The sequence below is a fragment of the Erwinia aphidicola genome (genome assembly GCF_024169515.1).
Taxonomy (GTDB): Bacteria; Pseudomonadota; Gammaproteobacteria; order Enterobacterales; family Enterobacteriaceae; genus Erwinia; species Erwinia aphidicola.
The window spans coordinates 3,851,598-3,878,410 of the sequence record NZ_JAMKCQ010000001.1 but is presented as its reverse complement, the minus strand read 5'-3'; the positions used below and the strand labels follow the sequence as shown (position 1 = coordinate 3,878,410).

The following is a 26,813-nucleotide window of genomic DNA, read 5'->3' as shown; positions in this document are numbered from 1 at the left end:
CACACTGTAAAAACAGGTTTTAATCTTCACAGGAGAAATGCCCATTGGAAGCCAGCGCGATCTACAGTCTTTTCATCATTGGTTCAGTGCTGGTAGCTTCGAGCATTCTGCTCAGCTCTTTCTCATCTAAGCTGGGCATCCCGATATTAGTTATCTTTCTCGCCCTCGGTATGCTTGCCGGGATTGACGGCATCGGCGGCATTGCCTTTGACAACTATCCGGCAGCCTATCTGATCAGTAACCTTGCGCTGGCCATCATCCTGCTGGACGGCGGCATGCGTACTCAGGCCAGCTCCTTTAAGGTGGCGCTCGGACCGGCGCTGTCGCTGGCAACGGTGGGAGTACTGATCACCGCCGGGCTGACCGGTCTGGCTGCCGCCTGGCTGTTCGACCTTAATCTGATGAACGGTTTTCTCGTCGGGGCAATTATCGGCTCTACCGATGCTGCAGCCGTGTTCTCCCTGCTGGGCGGCAAAGGTCTCAACGAGCGCGTCAGCGCCACGCTGGAGATTGAGTCCGGCAGCAACGACCCGATGGCGGTGTTCCTGACCATCACCCTGATTGAGATGATCCAGCAGGGGCAAAGCGGGCTGAGCTGGATGTTTGTGGTGCATCTGGTGCAGCAGTTTGGCCTTGGGATCGTGCTTGGGCTGGGCGGCGGCTGGGCGCTGCTGCAAATGATTAACCGCGTCTCTCTCGCGGGCGGCCTCTACCCTCTGCTGGCGGTCAGCGGTGGGATTCTGGTCTTTGCGCTGACGACCGTGCTGGAAGGCAGCGGTATCCTCGCCGTCTACCTGTGCGGCTTTGTACTGGGCAACCGCCCAATTCGCAATCGCCACGGCATCCTGCAGACCTTCGACGGTATGGCCTGGCTTAGCCAGATTGGCATGTTCCTGGTGCTGGGACTGCTGGTAAACCCGACCGACCTGTGGCACATCGCGCTGCCTGCCACTTTGCTGTCGCTGTGCCTGATCCTGGTAGCTCGCCCGCTGTCAATCATCATCGGGCTGCTGCCGTTTCGCGGCTTTAATATTCGCGAGCGCATATTTATCAGCTGGGTGGGGCTGCGCGGCGCAGTACCGATTATCCTGGCGGTGTTTCCGATGATGGCCGGATTGCCTCACGCCCCGCTGTTCTTCAATATCGCCTTCTTCGTGGTGCTGGTGTCGCTGATGGTTCAGGGCACCTCGCTGGGCTGGGCGGCGCGCAAAGCCAGGGTGATTGTGCCCCCCATGGCTTCGCCAATCTCCCGCGTCGGCCTCGACATCCATCCGGAGAATCCGTGGGAGCAGTTCGTCTATCAGCTAAGCGCCGACAAATGGTGCGTAGGTGCGGCGCTGCGCGACCTGAAGATGCCGCGTGAAACGCGCATCGCCGCGCTGTTTCGCGATAACCTGCTGCTGCACCCCACCGGCAGCACGCGACTGCGTGAGAACGATGTACTGTGCGTGATTGGCCGCGAGCGCGACCTGCCTGCGCTCGGTAAGCTGTTCAGCCAGTCGCCGCCTGTCGCCCTCGACCAGCGCTTCTTTGGTGACTTTATTCTGCAGGCTGATGCGCGTTTGCACGACGTGTCAGAGATCTATGGCATCGACCTGGATGAAGAGGCCAACAGCCAGCAGACGCTGGGCCAGCTGGTATCCGGCATCATCGGCGGCGCGCCGGTGGTCGGGGACCAGGTTGAATGGAAAAATATGATCTGGACCGTGGCAGAAAAAGAAGCCAATGAGATCGTCAAGATTGGCGTAAGGGTTCAGGAAGAGAAGGAGTAACGTCATTTCTCGCTTGCCGCTGAGATAGGGATAATCCGAAAACCGCCATAATTGCCGCTGGCGGTTTTCATTTTCATCAAACGGGGGCTTTATTGTTATCTTATTGTCATAACCACATTTTTTAAGTTTTAAATTACCGCTGCGCTTATTTTACCTTTCAGAATTATCCTGTTCGATTTTTCATCGTCTTTTAGGATTTTCCCGTATTAACTAAGCCAAATAACTCCTGCATACTCATCTCTTCAATTATGACGGAATTGCGTGGTGGCCTTTTTCATCACCGCTCCGCTGCCCTGATTTTGTCACACAACAGAAACATTAAAGTCAGTCCGGATAACCGTGAAGGTTTGATGTAGCGACGCCTTGACGCGTGCTTTATTCCCGTCAGGTTACTGATTCCTCATGAAAAGAGAGCAGGCATTATGGCAAGTACTCTGGTACTGAATGACCGTCGCCGCACGTTTAGCGGCACAAGAAAAAACGTCATCGCGAAAGTCGCATTAAGCTTTTCAGATTTACTTTCGATTAACCTGGCACTGTTCCTTTCTGCTGCCACCCTGCAGGGTATTTGGGGTAATCTGGATATATTTATTCCACCGCAGGAAGTTGAAGTGCGCTTTATTGCCCAGTCCGTCATGTCAGTATTGTGTACCGCCTGGTTCTGGATGCGACTGCGCCACTATACTTATCGCAAGCCATTCTGGTTTGAATTAAAAGAGATTATCAAAACTCTGGTGATTTTCTCGCTGCTGGATCTGGCCCTGATTGCGTTTTCTAAATGGGATTTCTCCCGCATGCTGTGGAGTTTTACCTGGATCTACGCGCTGATTCTGGTTCCGCTACTGCGCTCATGCGTGAAGAATGCCATTCTGAAAGCAGGTCAGTGGCAGAAGCACACCATCATTATCGGCTCGGGCAGAAATGCCCGGGAAGCTTATGCCGCATTACAGAGCGAAGAGCTGCTGGGCTATGATGTGAAAGCGTTCGTCGCACCGGCCGGTGAAAGCGGTCCTGAAAGCTTTAACGGCATTCCGGTTATCACCCATAAAGATATCGTCTGGGATACCGTCGACCTCGATAACACCCAGTTTATCGTGGCGATGGAGAACGACCAGCGTGCAATCCGCGATAAGTGGCTCAAGCTGCTGTCGAAGAAAAAATGCCGTTCGGTCTCAGTGGTACCTACCCTGCGTGGCGTGCCGCTGTATGGTACAGACATGTCCTTTATCTTCAGTCATGAAGTGATGCTGCTGCGCGTCAGCAACAATCTGGCAAAGCGCTCTTCCCGCTTCCTCAAGCGCATGTTTGACATCGTAGTGGCCTCAATGCTGCTGCTGCTGCTCGCCCCGGCCTTTGGCCTGATTTGCTGGATGGTCAGCCGTGACGGCGGCAGCCCAATCTACGGTCACGAGCGCGTGGGCCAGGACGGCAAGAAATTTAAATGCCTGAAGTTCCGTTCAATGGTAATGAACTCCAAAGAAGTGCTGGAGAAGCTGCTGGCGACCAGCGAAGAAGCCCGCGCCGAGTGGGATAAAGACTTCAAGCTGAAAAACGACCCGCGCGTGACCAAAATCGGTTCGTTTATGCGTAAAACCAGCCTTGATGAGCTGCCGCAGCTGTGGAATGTGATCCGCGGCGAAATGAGTCTGGTCGGTCCGCGCCCGGTTATTGAAGCCGAGCTGGAGCGTTATGCCGGTGACGTTGACTACTACCTGATGGCTAAACCGGGGATGACCGGTTTGTGGCAGGTCAGCGGTCGTAACGATATCGACTATGACACCCGCGTCTACTTCGACTCCTGGTATGTTAAAAACTGGGCGCTGTGGACCGACATTGCCATTCTGTTCAAAACCGCAGGCGTGGTATTACGTCGTGACGGTGCTTATTAATCCTCAGTAACGCCCGTCTGCGATAGTCATGCCGTGCCGCCGGGCATGACTATCGCCACCTCAATTCCCCTTTTTGCCATTTTCTGCTTTTCTTTTCCCGGCGTTATCTCTACCCTGTCCGGCTTGCTTTACTTCGGACCTCTCCATTCCATGCAAAAATTCACGCTGCTACTGCTCAGCCTGGTGCTCCTTGCCCCGCTGGGTATTGACCTCTATTTACCTACGCTGCCGGATATCGCCGCCGGACTGGCAACGCCTGTCACCACCATTCAGACCACTATCCCGCTGTTTCTGCTGGTTATGGGGTTAGGGCAGATCATTGCCGGACCGCTGGTGGACAATCTGGGTCGTAAGCCTATCGCGCTGATCGGTCTGCTGCTGTATGTCGGCGGCAGCGTGCTGGCCGCGACCGCCACGGGCTGGCCGCAGTTTCTTAGCGCCCGTATTATTCAGGGCTGTGCCGTCTGCTGCACCGCCGTGGTGGCATTCAGCGGCGTGCGCGACCGTCTTGATGGCGATGAAGCGGCGCGCGCTTACGGCTTCCTGAATGGCGCACTGAACATTGTCCCGGCGCTGGCACCGATGCTCGGCGGATTTCTGGCTGAAGCTTTCGGCTGGCGCGCCAATTTCTGGTTCCTGACCGGCTATGCGCTGTTTATTGGCCTGCTGGTGATCTTCTTCCTGCCGGAAACCCGACCGGCCGACACGCAAAAAGTCAAAGGAGTGCCGCTGCGCCAGTACTGGCAGATCCTCCGCCAGCCGCGTTTCCTCGCCTTTGCTTTTGCCAATGCGGGCGCGCTCGGTATGGTACTGACCTACGTTTCTCTCGCCCCGCACGTGTTAATGACCGAAGGCCAGCTCAGTGCCCTGCAGTTCTCGATTGCCTTTGGCGCGAACGGATTCTGGATCATGCTGGTGAGCGTGCTGGTCAATAAGATGATCCGCAAGCTGGGCCGCCCGATCTGCCTGGCGAGCGGCGCGCTGGCCATGACGCTGGGCGCGCTGATGCTGATGGCTGGCGTGATGCTGTTCCCCGAAAGTATGCAGAGCCACTGGGCGCTGTATATGCTCCCGGTTGCGGTTTCCGTTGCGGGTCTGGCCTTTACCGTCGGTCCGGCCACCAGCTATGCGCTGGAGCCTTATCAGCAGCAGGCAGGCGTGGCTTCCGCGCTGGCTGGGTTTATTCAGATGGCCGGGGGTTCTTCTGCGGGACTGCTGGTGATGGCGCTGCCGCTGGCGGAGAAATCCGCACTGGCGCTGATGATGGTGGCCGGAGCACTGCTGGCATTTACCGCATGGCGGATGAGCCGTAAAGTGCGCGGTACGCTGACCGCGCTCTAAGTTTACTCCACGACGACCGGCACCCGACGGGCGAGCGCGCACATCAGCTCGTAACCTACGGTGCCGGAAGCGGCCGCCACGTCATCAATCTTCACGTTATTGCCCCACAGCTCAACCTTGCTGCCGATACCGGCCTGCGGGCACGGCGTTAAATCTACCGTGATCATATCCATTGAGATGGCCCCTACGGTGCGTGTTAACGTGCCGTCGACCACGATCGGCGTGCCGGTCGGCGCGTGGCGCGGGTAGCCATCCGCGTAGCCGCAGGCCACCACACCGATACGCTGTTCGCCAGCGGCACGATAGCGCGCGCCATAACCGACTGCGGCACCGGCAGCCAGCTGCTGAATGCCGATTATTTCCGTGTTTAAACTCATCACCGGCTGCAGCCCACTCCCGGCGATATCCTGCCACTGTCCGCTTGGGGAAGCGCCATAAAGAATAATGCCGGGCCGCACCCAGTTATGATGGGTCTCTGGGTGCCACAGCGTGGCGGCGGAGTTAGCCAGCGAACGCGCACAGTCCAGTCCCTCCGCGGCCTGGTTGATACGCCGCATCGGCTCGACGATGCCTTCTGCGCTCTCTGCTTCGGCAAAGTGCGCCATCAGCGTCATCTCGCCAACGTTAGCTAACGAACGCAGTTTTTGCCAGACGTTGTGCACCTGCTCTGGCTGAAAGCCGAGTCGATTCATCCCGCTGTTCATTTTCAGGTAGATATCCAGCGGCGCAGAGAGTTTCGCCTCTGCCAGCGCTTTGATCTGCCAGTTGCTGTGCACGCTGGTGGTCAGGCGGTAGCGATCAAGCAGTTCGATATCGCTGGGATGGAAGAAGCCTTCCAGCAGCAGTATCGGCTTTCTCCAGCCGCGATCGCGTAGCAGGATCGCCTCTTCGAGGTCGAGCAGCGCAAAACCATCGGTCTCTGCCAGACTTTCCCAGACGCGTTCAATACCGTGTCCGTAGGCGTTGGCTTTCACCACGGACCACAGGCGCGAATTCCGGGCGGCCTGGCGCGCCACTGCCAGGTTTTGCCGCAACGCGGCGCGATTAATCGTTGCGACAATCGGACGTGACATACCCTCTCCTCTCCTTGAATAACTTATAACCTTGGGCTGCATTAACGAATATTGGCACCGTGCAGCGTGGTCGCTGCGGCCGGAGCATATCCCGGCAGATAGCGCATGACGGACAGATCGTCAGCCGCAATCGCCGGCGTGCGGCCGGAAATAATGTCGGCCAGCAGCTGACCAGAACCGCATGCCATGGTCCAGCCAAGAGTACCATGACCGGTATTAAGGAACAGGTTTTTCAATGGGGTACGGCCGACAATCGGCGTTCCGTCCGGGGTCATCGGGCGCAGCCCGCTCCAGAACGTCGCCTGCTCAATATGCCCACCCTGCGGATAGAGATCGCGCACCACCATCTCCAGCGTGCCGCGACGCGCAGGCAGTAGTTTGGTGTTGTAGCCGACAATTTCCGCCATGCCGCCCACGCGGATGCGGTCGTCAAATCGGGTGATTGCCACCTTGTAGGTTTCATCGAGCACCGTTGAGACCGGCGCGGCATCTGCATCTTTAATTGGAATGGTCAGCGAGTAACCTTTTAGCGGATAGACAGGCACTTTGACGATCTCATCCAGCAGTGCCGTTGAATACGATCCGAACGCAACGACGTAAGCCTCAGCCGTCACCCGCTCATCGCCACACTGCACGCCGGTAATCTTATTCCCTTCCTGGAGTAACCCGTCAACCGGGGTATTGAAACGGAACTCTACCCCAGCGTCAGCAGCCATTTTAGCCAGCCGCTGGGTAAACAGCTGGCAGTCACCGGTTTCATCATTAGGTAACCGCAGCCCGCCGGTCAGCTTGTGCTGCGTGGCGGCCAGCGCCGGTTCTGCCTGCGCCAGCTGCGCGGCTTCCAGCAGCTCGTAAGGCACGCCGGCCTCCTTCAGCACGGCGATATCTTTGGCCGCGCTTTCGTACTGCTGGGCGGTGCGGAACAGTTGCAGCGTGCCGCCCTGGCGCCCTTCATAGGCAATGCCTGTTTGCTGGCGCAGCGCCTTCAGGCAGTCCCGGCTGTATTCGGCAATGCGCACCATGCGGCTTTTATTTTGTTGATAGTGGCGCATATCGCAGTTACGCAGCATCTGCCACATCCACTCGAGCTGGAAACGGCTTCCGTCCAGACGAATCGCCAGCGGAGCATGGCGCTGAAACATCCATTTAATGGCTTTTAGCGGCACGCCTGGCGCAGCCCAGGGGGCAGCATAGCCCGGCGAGATCTGCCCGGCATTACCCGCGCTGGTTTCAAGTGCCGGGCCGGGCTGCCGGTCGATAACCGTCACCTGATGCCCGGCCTGTGCCAGATACCAGGCGCTCGCCACGCCAACCACTCCACTGCCCAGAATGACAACACGCATAACCACCTCGCCGAGAATTAGAAAAGAACAATGCACTGGATTTTTAGTTATCAACTGGATGAAAAAACCAGAGAGCACTTCATCCTTCCACTGATAAATTTCACATATTTTTTACCTGATGCCGAAATAAAAACAAGATGCCGCCATCATTTCAGTTGAAAACTCTAACAAAGACACTTTTTAAGCAGGTAATAATCAATAAATAGCATAATTGCGCAAACATCAGCACAAACGATCCCCGTCATAACTTTTCACGATAAACAGTATATTATTCTAAAAAAACAGCCTTATTCTGCATTTAACCTCAGGTAAAAACCTTTTTTAACCCAACGCTGTATTTTGTATCGAAAATTTCAATTGTTTTCGCAAGAGGGATAAGAGACAGTGAACTATCATTGAGATATTGGTTTTAATTCCAGGCTTATCATCACGGCACGGCTGCGGGTGAAGCTGACATGAAAACGGACATTTTGCCGCTACGGATGTATCGCCAGAAACCGGTTTTATAAAAAGGGGTGCGCTATGACCACGATCTTTGACGTTCCGATTAAGGACAGCAAACGACTCGATGATGGACCAGACTGGACCTTTGACCTGCTTGATGTGTATCTCAAGGAGATTGACCGCGTCGCCAAATCTTACCGCCTTGATACCTACCCGCACCAAATCGAGGTCATTACCTCGGAACAGATGATGGACGCATACTCCAGCGTCGGCATGCCAATTAACTACGCCCACTGGTCATTCGGTAAGAAATTTATTGAGACCGAGCAGCGTTACAAGCATGGGCAGCAGGGGCTGGCGTATGAGATCGTCATTAACTCCAATCCCTGCATCGCCTATCTGATGGAAGAAAACACCATGACGATGCAGGCGCTGGTTATGGCGCATGCCTGTTATGGGCACAACTCCTTCTTCAAAAATAACTACCTGTTCCGCAGCTGGACCGATGCCAGCTCGATTGTCGACTATCTGATTTTTGCCCGTAACTATATTACCCAGTGTGAAGAGCGTTATGGTGTGGAACAGGTCGAGCGGCTGTTGGACTCCTGTCATGCGTTGATGAACTACGGTGTTGACCGCTACAAACGCCCACAGAAGATCTCGCTGCAGGAGGAGAAAGCCCGCCAGAAGAGCCGCGAGGAGTATCTGCAAAGCCAGGTTAACATGCTGTGGCGCACCCTGCCGCGCCGCGAGCGTGAGGAGACCCACTTCGCCAATACCCGCTATCCGGCGGAGCCGCAGGAGAACATTCTCTACTTTATGGAGAAGAATGCTCCGCTGCTCGAACCGTGGCAGCGTGAGTGCCTGCGTATCGTGCGTAAAGTAAGCCAGTATTTCTATCCGCAAAAGCAGACTCAGGTTATGAACGAGGGCTGGGCGACCTTCTGGCACTACACCATCCTTAATCACCTGTACGATGAAGGCAAAGTATCCGAGCGCTTTATGCTGGAGTTCCTGCACAGCCATACCAACGTGGTGTTCCAGCCGCCGTATAACAGCCAGTGGTACAACGGCATCAACCCCTATGCGCTGGGCTTTGCCATGTTCCAGGATATCAAACGTATTTGTGAAGAGCCGACGGAGGAGGATCGTTACTGGTTCCCGGATATCGCCGGTTCGAACTGGCTGGATACCCTGCACTTCGCGATGCGCGAATTTAAGGATGAGAGCTTTATCAGCCAGTTCCTGTCACCGAAAGTGATGCGTGACTTCCGCCTGTTTACCGTGATGGATGATGACCGCAATAATTTCCTTGAGATTGCGGCTATCCACGATGAAGCCGGATATCGGGCTATTCGCCAGCAGCTGTCCGCTCAATATAACTTGAGCAATCTGGAGCCGAATATTCAGGTTTATGACGTTGATTTACGTGGGGATCGCTCACTGACGTTACGCTATGTGCCGCATAACCGGGCACCGCTCGACAAGAGCCGTCGTGAAGTGTTGAAACACGTACACCGCCTGTGGGGCTTTGATGTCAATCTCGAGCAGCAGAACGATGACGGCAGCGTTGAAATTTTAGACCGCTGTCCGCCGCGTGCCGGAACAGCTATCTGAGGACAATTGTAGGGGACGACCGCTTTTTTGGTCGTCCCTTTTAATTTCAGCGACGCGCCGGCGGCAGGTCGGTCGGCATGCTGATCTGCATGGCGTGCCAGATTTCGCCGCTGCGGCGGCCGTAGTCACGCACGCTGTCGACAATCAGCTCATAGTTTTTAGTCTGCAGGATTTCCAGCAGCTGCTGATAGAACGCCTGCGCCAGACGGCGCGCTTCCGGATTAGAGAAGTAGTGGCGGCCAACGCGGGTATACAGCCCTTTCAATCCATTAAGAATCAGACCGTAAATCGGGTTGCCTGAAGCAAAGGCCAGCCCGCGGAAAATATTGTAGTCAAGGTTGGTATACGCCTCGGCCTGGTCCTCAACCTGATTGGCCGTTTCCAGCACTTCGCGGGCTTTTTCCGGATAGGTGCGGATAGCGCGGCGGATAAAGATTGAAGAGATATTGGTGCGCACGGAGAGCAGATTGTCGATCAGCTGCGGCACGCTGTCATGGTCAAGCCGGGCCAGGGTTTCCAGAATACTCAGCCCCGAAGTTTCCCAAAAATTGTTCACCTTAGTCGGTTTACCATGCTGAATGGTCAGCCAGCCATCGCGCGCCAGGCGCTGAAGCACTTCGCGCAACGTGGTGCGGGTAACGCCAATCAGTTCGGAGAGCTCACGCTCTGCAGGCAGGATAGAACCCGGAGCAAAACGATTATTCCAGATACTTTCAATAATATACTCTTCAGCGAAACCCGCAGGGCTCTGCGCTTTAATGACCATAGCGTTCTAATTCCGTTGCGTTCAGGACTGCAAAATTTCAGCTCATCATACCAGACGCCCCAGGCTTCACCTAGCCTGGCTACCGGGGAAAAAGCGATCATCTGCAAAAATCAGAGATTCTTTTCCGGTAACGGATGGCGCTTTATCGGCTTCTTTTTCCGTGTCGGCTTCGAAAGCTGAAAACTTCACTTTTTTACTAACGGGTTTATTTTAAGTCATTTTCCCGCTTAAATTTTTCTCACGCAGGCTGGCATGCTGGCGCTTTTCGTTTACACTGCCGTTTCAACGCCTACTACACGGACAGACTTATGTTGAGATACCTGAATCGCTGCTCTTATGGCCGGGGTGCCTGGCTTTTAATGGCGCTAACGGCTTTTGCCCTGGAGATGACAGCGCTCTATTTTCAGCACGTGATGCTGCTGAAACCCTGCGTAATGTGCATTTATGAACGTTGCGCGCTGTTTGGCATTATGGGTGCAGGGATTGTCGGTGCCATCGCACCAAAAACACCGCTGCGCTGGGTGGCAATCGTCATCTGGCTGTACAGTGCCTGGGAAGGGGTGCGTCTGGCGTGGGAACACACGATGATCCAGCTGCATCCGTCACCGTTTGTCACCTGTGATTTTGCTGCTCGCTTCCCGACGTGGCTGCCGCTGGATAAATGGCTGCCGTCGGTATTTGTCGCCTCAGGTGACTGCGCGGAGAAATCCTGGTCGTTTCTGACGCTGGGGATGCCGCAGTGGCTGGTGGGGATCTTTGCGGCTTACCTGCTGGTTGGCGTGCTGGTGCTGATTGCCCAGGCGTTTAAACCGAAAAGACGCGATCTGTTCTCACGTTAAGCTTGCCAGAGCCAGCGTCCGCTGGCTCTGCTCCTCCGCCTTCTGTACTACTTGCCGTACCAGCGCGGACGGTTAATGATGTGCTCTTCCCAGTCTACGACTTCGCTCTCATGCACGGCGATGTGGCGCACCGAAATACGCGCGGCATGCATGGCGGCACGTGAACCGCTGCGCAGCGGATGCCACGGCGGCAGAGTTTTGCCTTCAGCCAGCACGCGATAGGCGCAGCTCGGCGGCAGCCACTGGAAGGTGGGCAAATTATCGCGCGTCAGCTTGATGCAGTCCTCCTCCAGTTCGAAACGGGTTTCATAGTTACGGCACTGGCAGGTTTTGATGTTCAGCTGATTACAGGCGACGTTGGTGAAGTAGATTTCATCGGTATCGGCATCCTGCAACTTATTCAGGCAGCACTGACCGCAGCCATCACATAAGGATTCCCATTCCTCGTCGCTCATTTGTTCCAGCGTTTTACGCTGCCAGAAAGGGGTCTCAGTCATGTTGGCGTCCAGTAAAAGTAAAAGCCCGAACCTTATAAGGGGTTTGGGCTTCAGTTGCAAGTGTTCTCGCCTTGGCGGGTGATTACAGGACGCGCGTGGCAACCCCTCTTCCGCCCAGGGAGACTTGCAGCTTATCGCCAGAAACCATCGGGCCGACCCCTTCTGGCGTGCCGGTCAGGATCACGTCGCCCGCACGCAGGGTGAAGAACTGGCTCATGTAGGCAATCAGCGGCACAATTTTATGGATCATGTCCGCGGTGCTGCCCTGCTGGCGCACTTCGCCGTTGACCACCAGCTTCAGTTCCACGTCCTGAGGATCTTCGTTAAACTCACTGACCGGAATAAAACCGGAGAGCGGGCAGGAGTTATCAAAGCCTTTGGCTTTTTCCCAAGGTTGACCGGCTTTCTTGCACCCGGCCTGCACGTCACGCAGGGTTAAATCCAGCGCAACGCCGTAGCCGGCAATCGCCTTTGCCACATGCTCAACGCTTGCATGCTTCAGCGTCGCGCCAATCAGCACTGCCAGCTCAACTTCGTGATGCACCGCGCCTAACCCCTGCGGAATCGATAGCGGCTGGCGCATATCGCACAGCGCAGTTTCCGGCTTGATGAACAGTACCGGCTCAGTCGGCGTAGCGCTGCCCATCTCTTTAATATGTTTAGCGTAGTTACTGCCCACGCACACGACCTTACTTGCCGGAAAATCTAACAGTGCGCCCTGCCAGTTGTGATGCTGATACATACTCTTCCCCTGCCTGGTTGGTGAGCGGCGCCGACATCGTGCCAGCGCACGTCGTGATGAGTTTAGTGCTTACTGTGCCGCAAGTGCATCGGCCATGGTGCCAATACTGATAGCGAAATAATAGGATCGATTCCAGTGCATCAGAGTGCGGAAATTGTCATAAACCATGAATGAACGGCCGTCGCCATCTTCCGGGGTCACAATCCATGCCCGCTGTGCGCCGTTGCTGGCCGCATCGGGATTATTGGCCTGCACGCCCAGCTGCTGCCACTGCGCCACGGTTTTCGCCTGCGGCGTTTTCAGCCCGGCCAGCTGCGCATCAAAGTTGCCCGGCAGCGTCACTTCCACGCCCCAGCGCTGGCCCGCCTGCCAGCCTTCACGCTGCAGATAATTAGCGGTGGAAGCAAAGACATCATCAAGGTTGTTCCAGATATCGATTTTGCCATCGCCATCGCCGTCTTTACCATAAGTCAGGAAAGAGCTTGGCATAAACTGGCTCTGCCCCATCGCACCGGCCCACGAGCCCTTTAGATCGGCAGCGGACATCTGCTGCTGCTGAATGATTTTTAGCGCCGCCATCAGCTCTTTGGTAAAGAACGCCTCGCGGCGGCCCTCAAATGCCAGCGTTGAAAGTGCGGAGACCACTTCCTCTTTGCCCTGGATGCTGCCGAACTGACTTTCCATAGCCCACAGCGCCACAATGTAATTGGCCTGCACGCCAGAAGCGGCAGCAATCGGCTGCAGCTGATTCTGATACTGCTGCAGATTCTCGCGCCCTTTATCGATCTTCGCCTGGGTGATCACCCGGCTAAGGTAGTCGTTAAGGGTGATTTTTTTCTCGAGCTGCCCGCGGTCGGATTTGATCACCCGATCAACAAAATGCACGCCGGTGAATGCCGTATCGATAGTAGCCTGGTCGATTCCCTGCTGGCGGGCCTGCGCTTTAAGCTGCTCCACGTAGGCCGGGAACTCTGCGGGATCGCGCCCCTGTTGCGCCAGGGTGCTACTGCTCGGGGTTGGCTTCAGGAAGCCACCGGAAGGTGTGGGGCTGGCTGCAGGTTTAGCTGCAGGTTCTGAGGTTTCGGGGGCCGGAGCGGCGTGGTTACTGGCGGCACAGCCAGCCAGGGCGACGGTGAACAGTAAAGTGTGCAGGGCTGACAGCTTCATGCGGCATCCTTTTTTTTACGCTCTCCACCGTCGAATTAAAACATCCAGGGGGGGTTCTGAACGGTGGAGATATATTTGCAGATGAATCCTAATTAAACTTTTTTATCATTTTCCAGGTGCATCTTAAGCAGACTTTCTACCGGCGGCGGCATCTGTAAATAAAAGCCTTCATCACGCAGCGCCGCTTTGACTTTCTCGATATCCGCACCCACCAGCTTCTTACTGCCGTCAAGCGGCAGCAGCATTGCCAGCTGCGGTTTGCCGAACCCTTTCAGTAAGGCTTCGGGAACGCGGGAGAAATCGTCTTTTTTTTCGACATAAAGATAAGTCTGGTCACGCTGGGGACTTCTGTAGATCACACAAAACATATTTTTTACTCGAATTAACCGGGATGGTGGCTTGCCTGAATATTACAGTAACTATAACATGCTTGCAGAACTTCGGAATATTCACGGCTTTGATTAATCACCGTCTTGTGGGGTTGATTTAGCCGGGTAAGAAATAACAGGACTGAGCGGGACAGATGTCACAATCGCCAATCGAGTTAAAGGGCAGTAGTTTTACGCTGTCGGTCGTTCATTTGCACCACACCGATCCTGATACCGTGCGTCGGGCACTGGAGGAGAAGGTCAGCCAGGCTCCGGCCTTTCTGAAGAATGCCCCCGTGGTCGTCAATGTGTCGTCGCTCTCGCGCGAAGTTAACTGGCGGCTGATGCAGCAGGCTATCGTGGCGACAGGTTTACATATTGTTGGCATCAGCGGCTGCAAGGATGAGCAGTTAAAACGCATGATTGCGCGCTCGGGCCTGCCCGTGTTGAGCGAAGGCAAAGAGCAGAAGAAAAATGCTGAGGCAGCGGCACTGCCAGTGCCGGTTGCCCCGACCGAGCTACCTGCCACCAAAACCCGGATTATCTCCACACCGGTTCGTTCCGGGCAGCAAATCTATGCCAAAAACAGCGATCTTATCGTTACTAACAGCGTCAGCGCCGGTGCTGAACTGATCGCCGATGGCAATATCCATATTTACGGCATGATGCGTGGGCGTGCGCTGGCTGGCGCCTCCGGCGATAAAAATTGCCAGATTTTTTGTACCAGTTTATCAGCTGAACTGGTCTCCATAGCCGGTAACTACTGGATTATGGACCAGATCCCCGCTGAATTTTTCGGAAAAGCGTCGCGTCTTTGTCTCAAAGATGGCGCCCTGACTATACAAACATTGAACTGAGTCAGGCTCACGAGCCCTTTCTTTTCTTAAGGAAATTACTATATGGCACGCATTATTGTTGTTACATCGGGTAAGGGAGGCGTTGGTAAAACCACGTCCAGCGCGGCCATCGCTACCGGTTTGGCGCAGAAAGGTAAAAAAACTGTCGTTATCGATTTCGATATCGGTCTGCGTAACCTCGATTTGATTATGGGCTGTGAACGCCGTGTGGTTTATGACTTTGTGAACGTGATTCAGGGTGATGCCACGCTGAACCAGGCGTTAATCAAAGATAAACGCACCGAAAACCTGTTTATTCTGCCAGCGTCGCAAACCCGTGATAAAGATGCACTGACCCGCGAAGGCGTGGAAAAAGTGCTGAATGACCTCGGCAACATGGAGTTCGATTTCGTGGTGTGTGACTCCCCGGCGGGGATTGAAACCGGTGCCCTGATGGCGCTTTATTTCGCCGACGAAGCGATCATCACCACCAACCCGGAAGTGTCGTCAGTGCGCGACTCCGACCGTATTCTCGGTATCCTGTCCTCCAAATCACGTCGTGCGGAGAACGGCCAGGACCCGATTAAAGAGCATCTGTTACTGACCCGTTATAACCCGGGCCGCGTAAACCGCGGTGACATGCTGAGCATGGAAGACGTACTGGAAATTCTGCGTATTCCACTGGCCGGCGTGATTCCGGAGGACCAGTCCGTGCTGCGCGCCTCAAACCAGGGTGAGCCAGTGATCCTGGACGCTGAATCAGACGCAGGTAAAGCTTATGCCGATACCGTTGACCGTCTGCTCGGTGAAGAACGTCCCTTCCGCTTCATTGAAGAAGAGAAGAAGGGTTTCCTGAAACGCCTGTTTGGGGGATAAACCATGGCCTTACTCGATTTCTTTTTATCCCGTAAAAAGAGCACAGCCAATATAGCCAAGGAGCGGCTGCAGATTATTGTGGCGGAACGCAGAAGGGGCGACAGTGAGCCCCACTATCTGCCACAGCTGAAAAGGGACATTTTGGAAGTGATCTGCAAATACGTGAAAATTGATCCAGAGATGCTGAGCGTCAAGCTGGATCAAAAGGATGATGACATCTCTATTCTTGAGTTGAACGTCACCCTGCCAGAGACAGAAGCGGAAGCGGAAGACACACCGAAATGATCCCCAACCGTTCCTGATTTTCCCCTGCTATCGCAGCAGGGGAAAATTTCTTCGCGCGTTTAGTACGCCGCGAGCAGTTCGTTGATACCCTTTTCCAGCAGTTTCCCACGCCAGCCATCCACCAGCTCCGGCTTAGTCGTTTGTGGTTTCAATTTCCAGTACCAGCTCAGCAGCTGATTGATCTGACGGCGCGATGCCAGCAGTTCCTGACTGACGCCATGCTGTTCCGCCGCCTCCGCCACCAGGGCTTTTAACCCTTTGAAAACCTGCTTGTAGTTCGGATAGTCAACCAGATTCGGCAACGGCTGCGGTAGCTCTGCTTCGCTCAGTGTATTGGCCTGCGCCACCATCGCTACCAGCGCTTTGCCGTGGAAACGGATCTCCTGCCCGGCCAGCCCCAGATGGTCCAGCTCGCCCAGCGAACCCGGCATAAAGCGGGCGACCTTCCACAGGTTCTCTTCGCGTACCACAAAGTTAACCGCCATATCTTTCTCCCGTGCCAGCTCAAGCCGCCAGGCAGCCAACAGGCGCAGCGCGGCCAGCTGACGTGGGCGCAGCTGCCAGGCATTGGTGATTTCACGCCAGGCATCCTGCGGGTCAAGCAGCGTAGTGCGGCGCTTGCACAGCAGCTGGCACTCATCCAGCGCCGCGTCCATCTGCCCTGCTGCTTCGGTCTCTGCCATCAGCTTATGCGCAATCGGCAGCAGATAGAACACGTCAGCAGCGGCGTACTGGCACTGTTTTTCGGTTAGCGGGCGCGCTATCCAGTCAGTACGTGACTCGCTTTTATCCAGCGCAATGCCGGTAAAGGACTCAACGATCGTCGCGAAGCCGCACGACAGCGGGCGGCCGCTAAAGGCAGCGAGGATCTGCGTATCGATCATCGGCTGCGGCAGCACGCCAAACTCGTGATGGAATACTTCGAGGTCTTCACTCCCGGCATGCAGGAATTTGATGCACTGTGCATCGACCAACAGATCGCGGAACGGTGTCCAGTCGGTGATCGGCAGCGGGTCGATCAGTGAAATAGTCTCTCCGTCGAACAGCTGGATTAAACCGAGACGCGGGTAGTAAGTACGGGTACGGACGAATTCAGTATCCAGCGCCAGCGCAGGAACCTGACGGGCGCGCAGGCAGACCTCGGCCAGCGCCTCATTGGTGGTGATCATGGTGTAATTCAAATTTGTATTCTCTCGCCACAGGGGCCATTGCCCTGTAGTCAGCTGGCGTTAACAATAAAAATGCCGGGCAACCCGGCATTGTACGTTAGCAGGAAAAGCCATTGGCGATCAGCCTGTGGGCTGGGCCGTCTTGATGGCTTCCTCGCGCAGTTCGCGACGCAGTATTTTGCCGACGTTGGTCTTCGGCAGCTCATCACGGAACTCAACAATTTTAGGAATTTTATATCCTGTCAGATGCTTCTTGCAGTGAGCCAGCAGTTCATCTTTCGTCAGTGACGGATCCTTCTTCACCACGCAGATTTTCACCATCTCACCCGCGACATCATTCGGCACGCCAATGGCGGCTGCTTCGCGCACTTTTGGGTGCAGCATCAGCACATCCTCGATCTCATTAGGATAAACGTTGAAACCGGAAACCAGAATCATATCTTTTTTACGATCGACAATACGCAGGAAACCTTCGTGGTCAACGGTAACAATATCACCGCTGCGAAGCCATCCATTTTTTAAAACTTCATCGGTTGCATCAGGGCGCTGCCAGTATCCCAGCATCACCTGCGGGCCTTTAATACAGAGTTCGCCCGGTTCACCTTCCGGCACTTCATTCCCGGCTTCGTCCACCAGCATGATATCGGTAGAGGGCACCGGTAAACCAATGCTGCCGTTATGGCAGGTAATGTCATACGGGTTGACCGACACCAGCGGGGAGCATTCTGTCAGGCCGTAACCTTCCAGCAGATAATGGCCGGTCAGCTTCTCCCAGCGCTCGGCCACCGCCTTCTGCACCGCCATGCCGCCACCGGCGGATAAACTCAGCGTTGAGAAATCGAGCTGGTTGAACGCGGCATCGTTAAGCAACGCGTTAAATAGCGTGTTAACGCCGGTGATCGCGGTAAAGGGATATTTCGCTAGCTCTTTTACCAGGCCCGGAATATCACGTGGGTTGGTGATCAGCAGGTTAGCGCCGCCCAGCTCGATAAACAGCAGGCAGTTCACCGTCAGCGCGAAAATATGGTACAGCGGTAGCGCGGTGACCACGGTATGTTCACCCGCCTTAAGCAACGAGCCATAAGTCGCTTTGGTCTGCTCAAGGTTAGCCTGCATGTTGCGGTGCGTCAGCATGGCGCCCTTAGCGACACCGGTAGTGCCGCCGGTATATTGCAGGAAAGCGAGATCGTCATTGATAATCTCCGGCTTAACATACTCCAGCTGTGCCCCGCTGTGCAGCGCCTGACGGAACGAAATCGCTCCGGGGAGATAATATTTCGGCACCATTTTTTTGATGTATTTGACGACGAAATTGACCAGCGTACCCTTGGCCGGGGAGAGCTGGTCGCCAAGGCGCGTCAGGATCACGTGCTTAACCTGGGTTTTCGCCACCACTTTTTCCAGCGTGTGGGCAAAGTTGGAGACAATCACAATCGCACTGGCACCGCTGTCATTCAGCTGATGTTCCAGCTCTCGTGGGGTATACAGCGGGTTAACGTTCACCACAATCATGCCGGCACGCAGGATGCCGAACAGGGCAATCGGGTACTGCAGCAGGTTTGGCATCATCAGCGCTACGCGGTCGCCCTTTTTCAGCCCCAACCCCTGTTGCAGATAGGCGGCAAATGCGCGGCTGCGCGCATCCAGCTGACGGAAGGACATGCTCTGCCCCATATTGATAAATGCCGTTTGCTCAGCGTAACGCAGCGCCGCGTGCTCAAACAGTTCGATCAGCGACCGGTAGCGATCGGGGTTAATATCAGCAGGTACATCAGCGGGGTAGCGGTTTAGCCAAACCTTATGCAAGGAATCACCTCGAAAATTATTATTTGTTGTCATCGCAGCCTCGACCGATCGGCATCTGTTAACATTATTTTAACTCAGCGTACCAGTTTGCTCAGGTCTCTGTTTTGAGGTTGCGAAGCCCATCACTAAATTTCTCTCATCCGGAGAGAATCAATAAAAAACGGCATATCGCCAGCGGCTGGCAGATATGCCGTCGTCAATGTTTACGCGCTGTGGCTACTCGGTGAGAATGGTCTGCACCTGCGCCGGGCCGGTGTTGTAGTAACCCCACGGGGCCGGGCCCCAGTAACCTCCGCGATGGCGGCCGTTGCCGGGGCCATACCAGATCCACGGGTCGATAGGCTGCGGCGGCGTAACGATCTGCTGGCTCATATGCCAGCGCTGATAGCCGGTCACACTCACCACCACGAAGCTATACTGCGCCTCGCCAATCTTGCCTTTCTCAGTGCCCTTGATCGGCCCGACCACGGTGACCATCTGGTTATTGAAATCCACCGGATCGAGGAAACCGTTCACGTCAGCAAAGATACGGCCAATAGAGGCGCTGCCAAGAATTGGGCGCGCCCCGTCATCAAGGCGCATGGCGGCAATCTCCAGCCGCGTCATACCATTGCGGTTGTCGACTTTGATGACTTTCCCGCCAAAGCGCGACTCCTGACCAACAAACAGTTCTGGCGCACTTAACACCCGCACCAGATCCTGCTGGGGCGTGGGCGAGGAGCCTTTAACTGAATCCGGCACGGTGACACAGCCGCTGAGCAACAGCGACACCAATAACAAACCACTTAACTGCCAGATACTCGGTTTACGCATTAAGATTCTCCCTGGTTTATGCTACTTCGACTGCATCCCATTTAAATAGTTGCCGACGGCTACTCGCGACCCGGTAATTTTTTCCACGCCACTTCATTACGCAGGTAAGTCGGCTCTGCGTGTTCCGGGGCCACGGTCTGCCCGGCGGCCAGCGCCTGCCCGGCCAGCGGCAACATATCTTCTGCGCGCGGTAGCGTCACATCAGTAACGGTTAAGCTCAGCGGGCTGTTTTCTGCCAGCTGCGGCCAGGCCTGCCAGCCGGTACCCACGCAGGCCCATTCACCACTCAGCTTTGCCATACGTGCCGCGGCGGCTTCCGGTTTCAGCACCGCTTCGCTCTGCTCACCGTGCCAGACGCCCTGCTCATCGCGCTGATATTCTGCCCAGTAAACTTCGCCCATGCGTGCATCAATCGCGGCCAGCACGCGGGAAGCCCCATGCAGACGCCATGCGCTCTGCGCCATGGTTTGCAAGGTGGAAACGCCAATCAGCGGCAGGCTGGCACCCAGCGATAATCCCTGAGCGATGCCAATGCCAATGCGCACGCCCGTAAAGCTGCCGGGGCCACGCCCGAATGCCAGCGCATCCAGTTCGCTTAATGCCACCCCGCTCTCGCGCAGGATCTGCTGCACCAGCGGCAGAATGCGTTGCGTATGTTCACGCGCGCAGAGTTCAAAATGGGCTAACGTCTGACCGTGGTTCAGCAACGCAACCGAACAGGCTTCTGTCGCCGTATCAATAGCTAAAATTCGCGTGGACATCACAACCTCAGGGGGAGAAAAATTTTCGGCGCGCATCATAGCATACTGCCGCCGGATCCATTACTGCTTGTCGCTGGCTTAAGAAACGCCACGGCCTTGTCTAAATCTCGGGTACGCGGCGTCGGCGGCAAACTGTTAACGAAAACCGCGCCGTAGGGGCGCATCACCAGGCGGTTATCACAAATAACCAGCACGCCGCGATCGTCAACATCGCGGATCAGACGGCCAACCCCCTGTTTAAGGGTGATCACCGCATCCGGCAGCTGCACTTCATCAAACGGATCGCCGCCGCGCACCTTGCAGTCTTCCATACGCGCTTTTAGCAGCGGATCGTCCGGCGAGGTAAACGGCAGCTTGTCGATAATCACCAGCGACAGGGCATCACCGCGCACATCCACCCCTTCCCAGAAGCTGCTGGTTGCCACCAGCAGGGCATTACCCGCCGCGACAAACTGCTTAAGCAGCTGGCCTTTGCTGGTTTCGCCCTGCAGCAGCACGGGTAAGGTCAGCATGGCGCGAAACTCTTCCGCCAGCTCGCGCATCACCTTGTGCGAGGTACACAGGAAGAAGCAGCGCCCGTTGTTGGCTTCAATCAGTGGGCGCAGCATGCGTGCCAGCTGGCGCGTCCCGCCGGGTTGATTTGGTGAGGGCAGATTACGCGGCACGCACAGCAGCGCCTGGCTGGCGAAATCAAACGGACTGTTGAGGATCAGCGTCTCTGCCTGGCCGACGCCTAGGCGGTCGACAAAGTGGGTCATCTGCTCATTCACCGCCAGCGTTGCCGAGGTAAAGATCCAGCTGGCCGGACGCTCATCCATCACTTCGCGGAAGCGATCGGACACCGAGAGCGGCGTCAGCGCCAGCACAAAGTGGCGCGAGTTGCACTCATACCAGTAGCTGAATCCCGGCTGCGAAACATCTTTCAGGCGCTTTAAACGCCCGCGGTAGAGCGCGGCGCGCTCAAAGGCGGCATCCAGCAGTGCAGAGCGCCCCAGCGAGAGCTTCGCCACGTCGTAACAGAGTTCCAGCGCGTCATCGAGCAGCAGCAGCGCGCGCTGAATCTGCTGATTGCTCAGTAAATCGCGCAGGTTGCCGCGAAAACCGGGGTCGCCCAGCGCGATGCGGAAATCCTGGGCGCACTGCGCCAGCCTGTCGGCGGATTTTTGCAGCTGCTGGACGTCACGGATCTCGGTACGGTAGGCAATATTGATGTCTTTCGCCAGGTCAAGCAGCTGGCGGCTGGAGAGCTGCTGACCAAAGTACTGACTGGCGATATCCGGCACCTGATGCGCTTCGTCGAAGATCATCACGTCAGCATCCGGGATCAGCTCCGCAAAGCCCCCCTCTTTCACCACCATATCGGCGAGAAACAGATGATGGTTGACCACCACCACATCGGCATCCATCGCTTTACGGCGGGCTTTAACCACGAAGCAATCTTTATACTGCGGGCAGTCGCTGCCAAGGCAGTTATCGTTGGTACTGGTGACCAGCGGCCAGATAGTGCTGTCTTCCGCCACGCCACCGCAGGTGCTGATATCGCCATCGACGGTTTCGTTTGACCAGCCGCGCAGGTGAACGAGATCGCTCATCGCCTGCACCGCCAGTTCACCACCGGCCATCGACTGCTGTTCCATGCGTTCCAGACACAGATAGTTGGAGCGCCCCTTCAGCAGGGCCACGCTGCCTTTGAACTTCAGCGCTTTGGCGACCGTCGGCAGGTCGCGGCTGTAAAGCTGGTCCTGCAGGGCTTTTGAACCGGTCGAGACGATCACTTTCTTCCCGGAGCGCAGTGCCGGGGCAAGATAGGCATAGGTTTTACCGGTGCCGGTACCGGCCTCGACCACCAGTTCGCTCTTGCCCTCAATCGCCCGGGCCACGGCGGCGGCCATCTCCCGCTGTGGTTCACGCGGCCTGAAGCCGGGTATAGCCTGCGCCAGGGCGCCGTCTGCTGCAAAATCGTCTGCCACACATCCTCACTGCCGGAAAAAAACACCTGTAATTATGTCAGTATCCACCGGTCTGAGCCACCCTTAAGGTGACAAGCCGCCTGAATCTGTGCCAGTCTGTCTGCTTTTAAAAGTATCAGTAATAAAGGAATGCACATGACCATCGAACGTATTGACCCAGAGCACCGCATGTCGGAAGCCGTGATCCATAACGACACGGTGTATTACACCAGCGTGCCGGAGAATCTGGATGAGGATGCCGAAGCGCAGACCGCCAACGCCCTCGCGGTAATTGATAAGCTGCTGACGCGCGTCGGCTCAGATAAAAGTAAGATTCTGGATGCCACCATTTTTCTGGTGCACAAAGAAGATTTTGCCGCGATGAATCGCGCGTGGGATGCCTGGGTCTCGCCGGGTAATGCGCCCGTGCGCTGCACCGTACAGGCCAATTTGATGAACCCGAAATATCTGGTCGAAATTAAAGTGGTTGCCGCGAAGTAACCTCTTTCCCCTGCTAGCAGCGGGCAGGGGTAAACCACTTACTCTTCTTCGTCTTCTTCTTCGTCGTGGTTGTTATCGCCCATGTAGTCTTCTTCATCTTCGTCAAACATTACCGGGACATGTCCGCCCGTGTGATTCTCACGAATTTCAGCCGCCACCATGCCAATGGCCTCGCCACTGCTCATGCCATTTGCCATCAGTTCCTGAATGCGTTCTACGGCCTGTTGCTGCTCTTCGTACGACAGCGCGGGTAATCCTGTAAACATAGTGACTCCTGGGTGGATTTGCTGCGGGATTATTCCACGGGCGACAAAGAGATGCCAGCGGCTTAAAAATATGTCAGGCTTGCGCACCTGTGTACCTTTATCTGCTGAAGAACCATGTCGCCTGTCTATCATCCTCTGAAGTATACGCCAGATGCGCTGGCCGATCGGTTTGCCACCCTTTCCCATCAGCCATGGGCAATGCTGCTGCACTCCGGCTTTGCCGACCACAGCGATAACCGCTTTGATATCCTGGTGGCTCAGCCGTGTATCACTCTCACCACGCGCGGCGCAGAGACGGTAATCGAGCATGCAGCCGGGACGATAGTCAGTGAGGATGACCCACTCGCGCTGCTGCAGCAGCAGCTGGAAAACTGCGGCCTGCGTGCTGAGCATCATGACAGCCTGCCGTTTCAGGGCGGTGCGCTTGGCCTGTTTGGCTACGACCTCGGCCGGCGCTTTGAAAAACTGCCCGCTACAGCACAGCAGCAGCTGACCACGCCGGATATGGCGGTAGGCATTTACGACTGGGCGCTGATTGCCGATCACCACCAGCAAAAACTGACGCTGGTGGTTCATGGCGACGTGCAGGCGCGGCTGGACTGGCTGGACGATCAGCAGGCGGCAGCTCAGCCCGCCTTCCGCCTGACCAGCAGCTGGCAGGCGAATATGTCGCGTCAAGAATACGGTGACAAGTTCCGTCAAGTGCAGCAGTGGCTGCTCTCCGGCGACTGCTATCAGGTAAATCTCGCCCAACGCTTCAACGCCAGCTACGCGGGCGATGAATGGCAGGCATTCCGCCAGCTGTGTGCCGCCAACCGCGCACCGTTCAGCGCTTTTCTGCGCCTGCCGGACAGCGCAATCCTCAGCCAGTCGCCAGAAAGGTTTATCAAGCTGCAGCGTCAGCAGATTGAAACGCGCCCGATTAAAGGCACGCTGCCGCGCCTGGCCGATCCCGTGGCCGACCGCCTGCAGGGAGAGAAGCTGGCGCAGTCGCCAAAGGATCGCAGCGAGAATCTGATGATCGTCGACCTGCTGCGTAACGATATCGGGCGCGTTGCCACCCCGGGCAGCGTCAAAGTGCCCGAGCTGTTCGTGGTTGAGCCATTCCCGGCGGTGCATCATCTGGTCAGCACTATCACTGCCGAGCTAAAGCCTGCGCTTTCCGCCTGCGATCTGCTGCGCGCCTGCTTCCCGGGCGGGTCGATTACCGGTGCGCCAAAAGTGCGGGCGATGGAAATTATTGAAGAGCTGGAGCCACAGCGGCGCAATGCCTGGTGCGGCAGTATCGGCTATCTCAGCGTTTGCGGGCGCATGGACACCAGCATTACCATCCGCACGCTGATTGCCGAACGCGGCACCCTCTACTGTGCTGCCGGAGGCGGGATTGTTGCCGACAGCGAAGAAGCGGCGGAATATCAGGAAACCTTCGATAAAGTGAACCGCATTTTACCCTGCCTGGAGCAGCTGACTGATGACGCATGACAACCCGGTGCTGGAGCGCTTTCTGGCGCGTTTTATTCTGCAACCGCCCGCTGCCGGGCAGCAGAATTTACCGCGTCGGCAGGCCGCCGTGCTGGTGCCGATCGTCGCTCATGCCAGCCCAACCTTACTGCTGACCCGCCGTGCCGCCACGCTGCGTAAACATGCCGGGCAGGTGGCGTTTCCCGGCGGCACGATGGACAGCAGCGATGCCTCCCTGGTGGCCACCGCCCTGCGTGAAGCCGCTGAAGAGGTCGCGATCCCGCCGGCGGCGGTCAGCGTGGTCGGCATTCTGCCTGCGGTCACCAGCAGCACCGGGTTCCAGGTTACGCCGGTCGTCGGCCTGCTGCCGCCGGGTCTGGAGTGGCAGGCCAACGAGGGCGAAGTGGAATCGGTGTTTGAGATGCCGCTGGAAGAAGCGCTGCGTCTGAGCCGCTACTCCGCGCTGGATGTGCACCGTGGCGGGCAGTCACACCGCGTCTGGCTATCGTGGTTTGATGACTACTTTATCTGGGGAATGACCGCCGGGATTATTCGTCAGCTTAGCCTTCAGGTAGCTAAACCGGCCTGAATCGGTTAAAATCCAGCCATTAGTTGCAGATAAAACCACCTTCACATTATTTATCACCAGAAAATCGCAGCGTGGCGATCCAAATCACTGCAATTCGGCAGTTTTTCATTTATATTTCTCGCCATTCGTGGGCAACCACCGTGAGCAATGCCCACCGCGAGCAATAATCCTGACAGGAGCGTGTAACGTGATTAGCGTTTTCGACATGTTTAAGATCGGCATTGGCCCGTCCAGTTCTCATACTGTCGGCCCGATGAAAGCCGGCAAACTGTTTGTCGACGATCTGGTAAATAACCGCCAGCTCTCTTCCGTGACGCGCATCGCCGTCGATGTGTATGGCTCCCTGTCGCTGACCGGCAAAGGGCACCACACTGATATCGCCATCATTATGGGGCTATCCGGGGCTTCCCCTGAAACGGTCGACATTGATGCTATTCCCGGCTTCATCCGCGACGTGGAGCAGCGCCAACGCCTACTGCTGGCTAACGGCGCACACGAAGTCGACTTCCCGCGTGAGGGCGGCATGGTGTTCCGCAGTGATAATCTGTCGCTGCATGAGAACGGCATGAGCATTCACGCCTTTGCTGGCGACCTGAAAATTTACAGCAAAACCTACTACTCCGTCGGCGGTGGTTTTATTGTCGATGAAGAGAGTTTCGGTAAAACCGTGCTGAACGAAGTGTCGGTCCCCTACCCGTTCAACTCCGCGAAAGAGATGCTGGAGCACTGCCATCAGACCGGCCTCTCCCTGTCCGGCATGATCATGAAGAACGAACTGGCCGTGCACAGCCGTGCCGACATTGAGCGTTACTTTGCCGATATCTGGCAGACCATGCGTGACTGTATCGATCGCGGCCTGAATACCGAAGGCGTACTGCCAGGCCCGCTGCGCGTTCCGCGCCGTGCTTCCGCGCTGCGCCGGCTGCTGACCTCTTCCGATAAGCTGTCCAGCGACCCGATGAACGTTATCGACTGGGTCAACATGTTCGCGCTGGCGGTGAATGAAGAGAATGCTGCCGGTGGCCGCGTCGTGACAGCGCCAACCAACGGCGCCTGCGGCATCGTGCCTGCGGTGCTGGCGTATTACGATCGCTTTATCGAATCGGTTAGCCCTGACATCTTTATCCGCTACTTTATGGCCTCCGGCGCTATCGGCATCCTGTATAAAATGAATGCGTCAATCTCTGGCGCTGAAGTGGGTTGCCAGGGCGAAGTTGGCGTCGCCTGCTCAATGGCCGCAGCGGGTCTCGCCGAGCTACTGGGTGCCAGCCCGGAACAGGTCTGCGTTGCTGCCGAAATCGGTATGGAGCATAACCTTGGACTGACCTGCGACCCGGTGGCAGGTCAGGTGCAGGTGCCGTGCATTGAGCGTAATGCCATTGCTTCGGTGAAAGCGATCAACTCGGCGCGCATGGCGATGCGCCGTACCAGCGAAGCGCGCGTCTCGCTGGATAAAGTGATTGAAACTATGTACGAGACCGGCAAAGACATGAATGCCAAATATCGTGAAACATCACGCGGCGGGCTGGCGATAAAAGTCCAGTGTGATTAATCACAGCGTAACGCCACCTCTGCGGTGGCGTTTTTTTTGTGTCTTAACGTAAAAATAATTTTCTTCTCCTGCTATCTCCGCAACCTGGAAA

The 26,813-nt window shown here is 56.1% G+C and carries 25 protein-coding genes; 12 read left to right on the top strand and 13 right to left on the bottom strand.

Annotation, left to right across the window (positions count from 1 at the left end; translation table 11 throughout):
• Positions 1 to 44 precede the first annotated feature (44 nt).
• From J2Y91_RS18270 to J2Y91_RS18260, 3 genes are all read left to right on the top strand, one after another.
• On the top strand, positions 45 to 1,772 hold the full coding sequence (locus J2Y91_RS18270; protein ID WP_048915901.1) for a potassium/proton antiporter: 1,728 nt from the start codon (positions 45 to 47) through the stop codon (positions 1,770 to 1,772).
• Positions 1,773 to 2,194: 422 nt separating this feature from the next.
• Entirely contained in the window at positions 2,195 to 3,661 is a 1,467-nt protein-coding gene (wbaP, locus tag J2Y91_RS18265; protein ID WP_048915900.1) for an undecaprenyl-phosphate galactose phosphotransferase WbaP, read from the top strand.
• A gap of 150 nt (positions 3,662 to 3,811) precedes the next feature.
• The gene (locus J2Y91_RS18260) at positions 3,812 to 5,002 is read left to right on the top strand and encodes a multidrug effflux MFS transporter (RefSeq protein ID WP_048915899.1); all 1,191 of its coding nucleotides are present in this window, start codon (positions 3,812 to 3,814) and stop codon (positions 5,000 to 5,002) included.
• A gap of 2 nt (positions 5,003 to 5,004) precedes the next feature.
• On the opposite strand, the gene dadX is transcribed toward J2Y91_RS18260, so the two are convergent.
• Both dadX and J2Y91_RS18250 read right to left on the bottom strand, forming a co-directional pair.
• Positions 5,005 to 6,075 (bottom strand): catabolic alanine racemase DadX, encoded by a 1,071-nt coding sequence (dadX, locus tag J2Y91_RS18255; protein WP_133623766.1) that lies wholly within the window; start codon positions 6,073 to 6,075, stop codon positions 5,005 to 5,007.
• Positions 6,076 to 6,116: 41 nt separating this feature from the next.
• Entirely contained in the window at positions 6,117 to 7,418 is a 1,302-nt protein-coding gene (locus J2Y91_RS18250) for a D-amino acid dehydrogenase (protein WP_099753637.1), read from the bottom strand.
• Between the two features lie 522 nt (positions 7,419 to 7,940).
• Between J2Y91_RS18250 and J2Y91_RS18245 the strand changes: the two genes are divergently transcribed.
• A complete protein-coding gene (locus tag J2Y91_RS18245; protein WP_048915891.1) occupies positions 7,941 to 9,479 on the top strand; it encodes a SpoVR family protein in 1,539 nt (512 codons plus the stop codon).
• A 46-nt stretch (positions 9,480 to 9,525) separates the two neighbouring features.
• Here J2Y91_RS18245 and fadR read toward each other — a convergent pair whose 3' ends face one another.
• Entirely contained in the window at positions 9,526 to 10,245 is a 720-nt protein-coding gene (gene fadR, locus J2Y91_RS18240; protein ID WP_048915890.1) for a fatty acid metabolism transcriptional regulator FadR, read from the bottom strand.
• Positions 10,246 to 10,553: 308 nt separating this feature from the next.
• Here fadR and dsbB point away from each other — a divergent pair, with 308 nt between their 5' ends.
• Complete coding sequence (dsbB, locus tag J2Y91_RS18235; protein WP_048915889.1) at positions 10,554 to 11,084, top strand: disulfide bond formation protein DsbB; 531 nt, start codon at positions 10,554 to 10,556, stop codon at positions 11,082 to 11,084.
• 47 nt (positions 11,085 to 11,131) lie between these two features.
• Here the strand turns inward: dsbB and ycgN are convergent, their stop codons facing one another.
• The 4 genes from ycgN to J2Y91_RS18215 form a co-directional block, all read right to left on the bottom strand.
• A complete protein-coding gene (gene ycgN, locus J2Y91_RS18230; protein WP_048915888.1) occupies positions 11,132 to 11,581 on the bottom strand; it encodes a cysteine cluster protein YcgN in 450 nt (149 codons plus the stop codon).
• An 82-nt stretch (positions 11,582 to 11,663) separates the two neighbouring features.
• Positions 11,664 to 12,323: a fumarylacetoacetate hydrolase family protein gene (locus J2Y91_RS18225; RefSeq protein ID WP_133623767.1), complete on the bottom strand. Its 660-nt coding sequence runs from the start codon at positions 12,321 to 12,323 to the stop codon at positions 11,664 to 11,666.
• A 69-nt stretch (positions 12,324 to 12,392) separates the two neighbouring features.
• Positions 12,393 to 13,490 (bottom strand): lytic murein transglycosylase, encoded by a 1,098-nt coding sequence (locus J2Y91_RS18220; protein ID WP_048915886.1) that lies wholly within the window; start codon positions 13,488 to 13,490, stop codon positions 12,393 to 12,395.
• A 92-nt stretch (positions 13,491 to 13,582) separates the two neighbouring features.
• Complete coding sequence (locus tag J2Y91_RS18215) at positions 13,583 to 13,858, bottom strand: YcgL domain-containing protein (protein WP_133623768.1); 276 nt, start codon at positions 13,856 to 13,858, stop codon at positions 13,583 to 13,585.
• 155 nt (positions 13,859 to 14,013) lie between these two features.
• Here J2Y91_RS18215 and minC point away from each other — a divergent pair, with 155 nt between their 5' ends.
• From minC to minE, 3 genes are read left to right on the top strand one after another with little or no spacing between them, the layout of a single operon-like run.
• Positions 14,014 to 14,715 (top strand): septum site-determining protein MinC, encoded by a 702-nt coding sequence (minC, locus tag J2Y91_RS18210; RefSeq protein WP_048915884.1) that lies wholly within the window; start codon positions 14,014 to 14,016, stop codon positions 14,713 to 14,715.
• A 42-nt stretch (positions 14,716 to 14,757) separates the two neighbouring features.
• Positions 14,758 to 15,570, top strand: coding sequence for a septum site-determining protein MinD (gene minD, locus J2Y91_RS18205; protein ID WP_048915883.1), 813 nt, complete (start codon positions 14,758 to 14,760; stop codon positions 15,568 to 15,570).
• A 3-nt stretch (positions 15,571 to 15,573) separates the two neighbouring features.
• A complete protein-coding gene (gene minE, locus J2Y91_RS18200; RefSeq protein WP_099753633.1) occupies positions 15,574 to 15,855 on the top strand; it encodes a cell division topological specificity factor MinE in 282 nt (93 codons plus the stop codon).
• 59 nt (positions 15,856 to 15,914) lie between these two features.
• Here minE and rnd read toward each other — a convergent pair whose 3' ends face one another.
• The 5 genes from rnd to yoaA form a co-directional block, all read right to left on the bottom strand.
• A complete protein-coding gene (gene rnd / locus J2Y91_RS18195) occupies positions 15,915 to 17,024 on the bottom strand; it encodes a ribonuclease D (protein ID WP_133625078.1) in 1,110 nt (369 codons plus the stop codon).
• Between the two features lie 120 nt (positions 17,025 to 17,144).
• Positions 17,145 to 18,830: a long-chain-fatty-acid--CoA ligase FadD gene (gene fadD / locus J2Y91_RS18190; protein WP_133623769.1), complete on the bottom strand. Its 1,686-nt coding sequence runs from the start codon at positions 18,828 to 18,830 to the stop codon at positions 17,145 to 17,147.
• Positions 18,831 to 19,046: 216 nt separating this feature from the next.
• Entirely contained in the window at positions 19,047 to 19,643 is a 597-nt protein-coding gene (locus tag J2Y91_RS18185) for a Slp family lipoprotein (protein ID WP_048915880.1), read from the bottom strand.
• Between the two features lie 59 nt (positions 19,644 to 19,702).
• Positions 19,703 to 20,404: a tRNA (adenosine(37)-N6)-threonylcarbamoyltransferase complex dimerization subunit type 1 TsaB gene (gene tsaB, locus J2Y91_RS18180; protein ID WP_208864883.1), complete on the bottom strand. Its 702-nt coding sequence runs from the start codon at positions 20,402 to 20,404 to the stop codon at positions 19,703 to 19,705.
• 35 nt (positions 20,405 to 20,439) lie between these two features.
• Positions 20,440 to 22,374 carry a DNA repair helicase YoaA gene (yoaA, locus tag J2Y91_RS18175; RefSeq protein ID WP_048915878.1) on the bottom strand — a complete coding sequence of 645 codons (1,935 nt, stop codon included), beginning with the start codon at positions 22,372 to 22,374 and terminating at the stop codon, positions 20,440 to 20,442.
• A 135-nt stretch (positions 22,375 to 22,509) separates the two neighbouring features.
• On the opposite strand from yoaA, the gene J2Y91_RS18170 reads away from it, so the two are divergent.
• Positions 22,510 to 22,854, top strand: a complete 345-nt coding sequence (locus J2Y91_RS18170) for a RidA family protein (RefSeq protein ID WP_048915877.1) — start codon at positions 22,510 to 22,512, stop codon at positions 22,852 to 22,854.
• Positions 22,855 to 22,892: 38 nt separating this feature from the next.
• Here J2Y91_RS18170 and J2Y91_RS18165 read toward each other — a convergent pair whose 3' ends face one another.
• On the bottom strand, positions 22,893 to 23,120 hold the full coding sequence (locus J2Y91_RS18165; protein WP_048915876.1) for a YoaH family protein: 228 nt from the start codon (positions 23,118 to 23,120) through the stop codon (positions 22,893 to 22,895).
• 114 nt (positions 23,121 to 23,234) lie between these two features.
• Here J2Y91_RS18165 and pabB point away from each other — a divergent pair, with 114 nt between their 5' ends.
• The 3 genes from pabB to J2Y91_RS18150 all read left to right on the top strand — a co-directional run bounded on the left by pabB (position 23,235) and on the right by J2Y91_RS18150 (position 26,722).
• Complete coding sequence (gene pabB / locus J2Y91_RS18160) at positions 23,235 to 24,602, top strand: aminodeoxychorismate synthase component 1 (RefSeq protein ID WP_133623771.1); 1,368 nt, start codon at positions 23,235 to 23,237, stop codon at positions 24,600 to 24,602.
• Positions 24,592 to 25,170 (top strand): CoA pyrophosphatase, encoded by a 579-nt coding sequence (locus tag J2Y91_RS18155; RefSeq protein WP_133623772.1) that lies wholly within the window; start codon positions 24,592 to 24,594, stop codon positions 25,168 to 25,170. Before pabB ends, J2Y91_RS18155 begins: the two co-directional genes overlap by 11 nt.
• 187 nt (positions 25,171 to 25,357) lie before the next feature.
• Positions 25,358 to 26,722, top strand: coding sequence for an L-serine ammonia-lyase (locus tag J2Y91_RS18150; protein ID WP_133623773.1), 1,365 nt, complete (start codon positions 25,358 to 25,360; stop codon positions 26,720 to 26,722).
• Positions 26,723 to 26,813 lie beyond the last annotated feature (91 nt).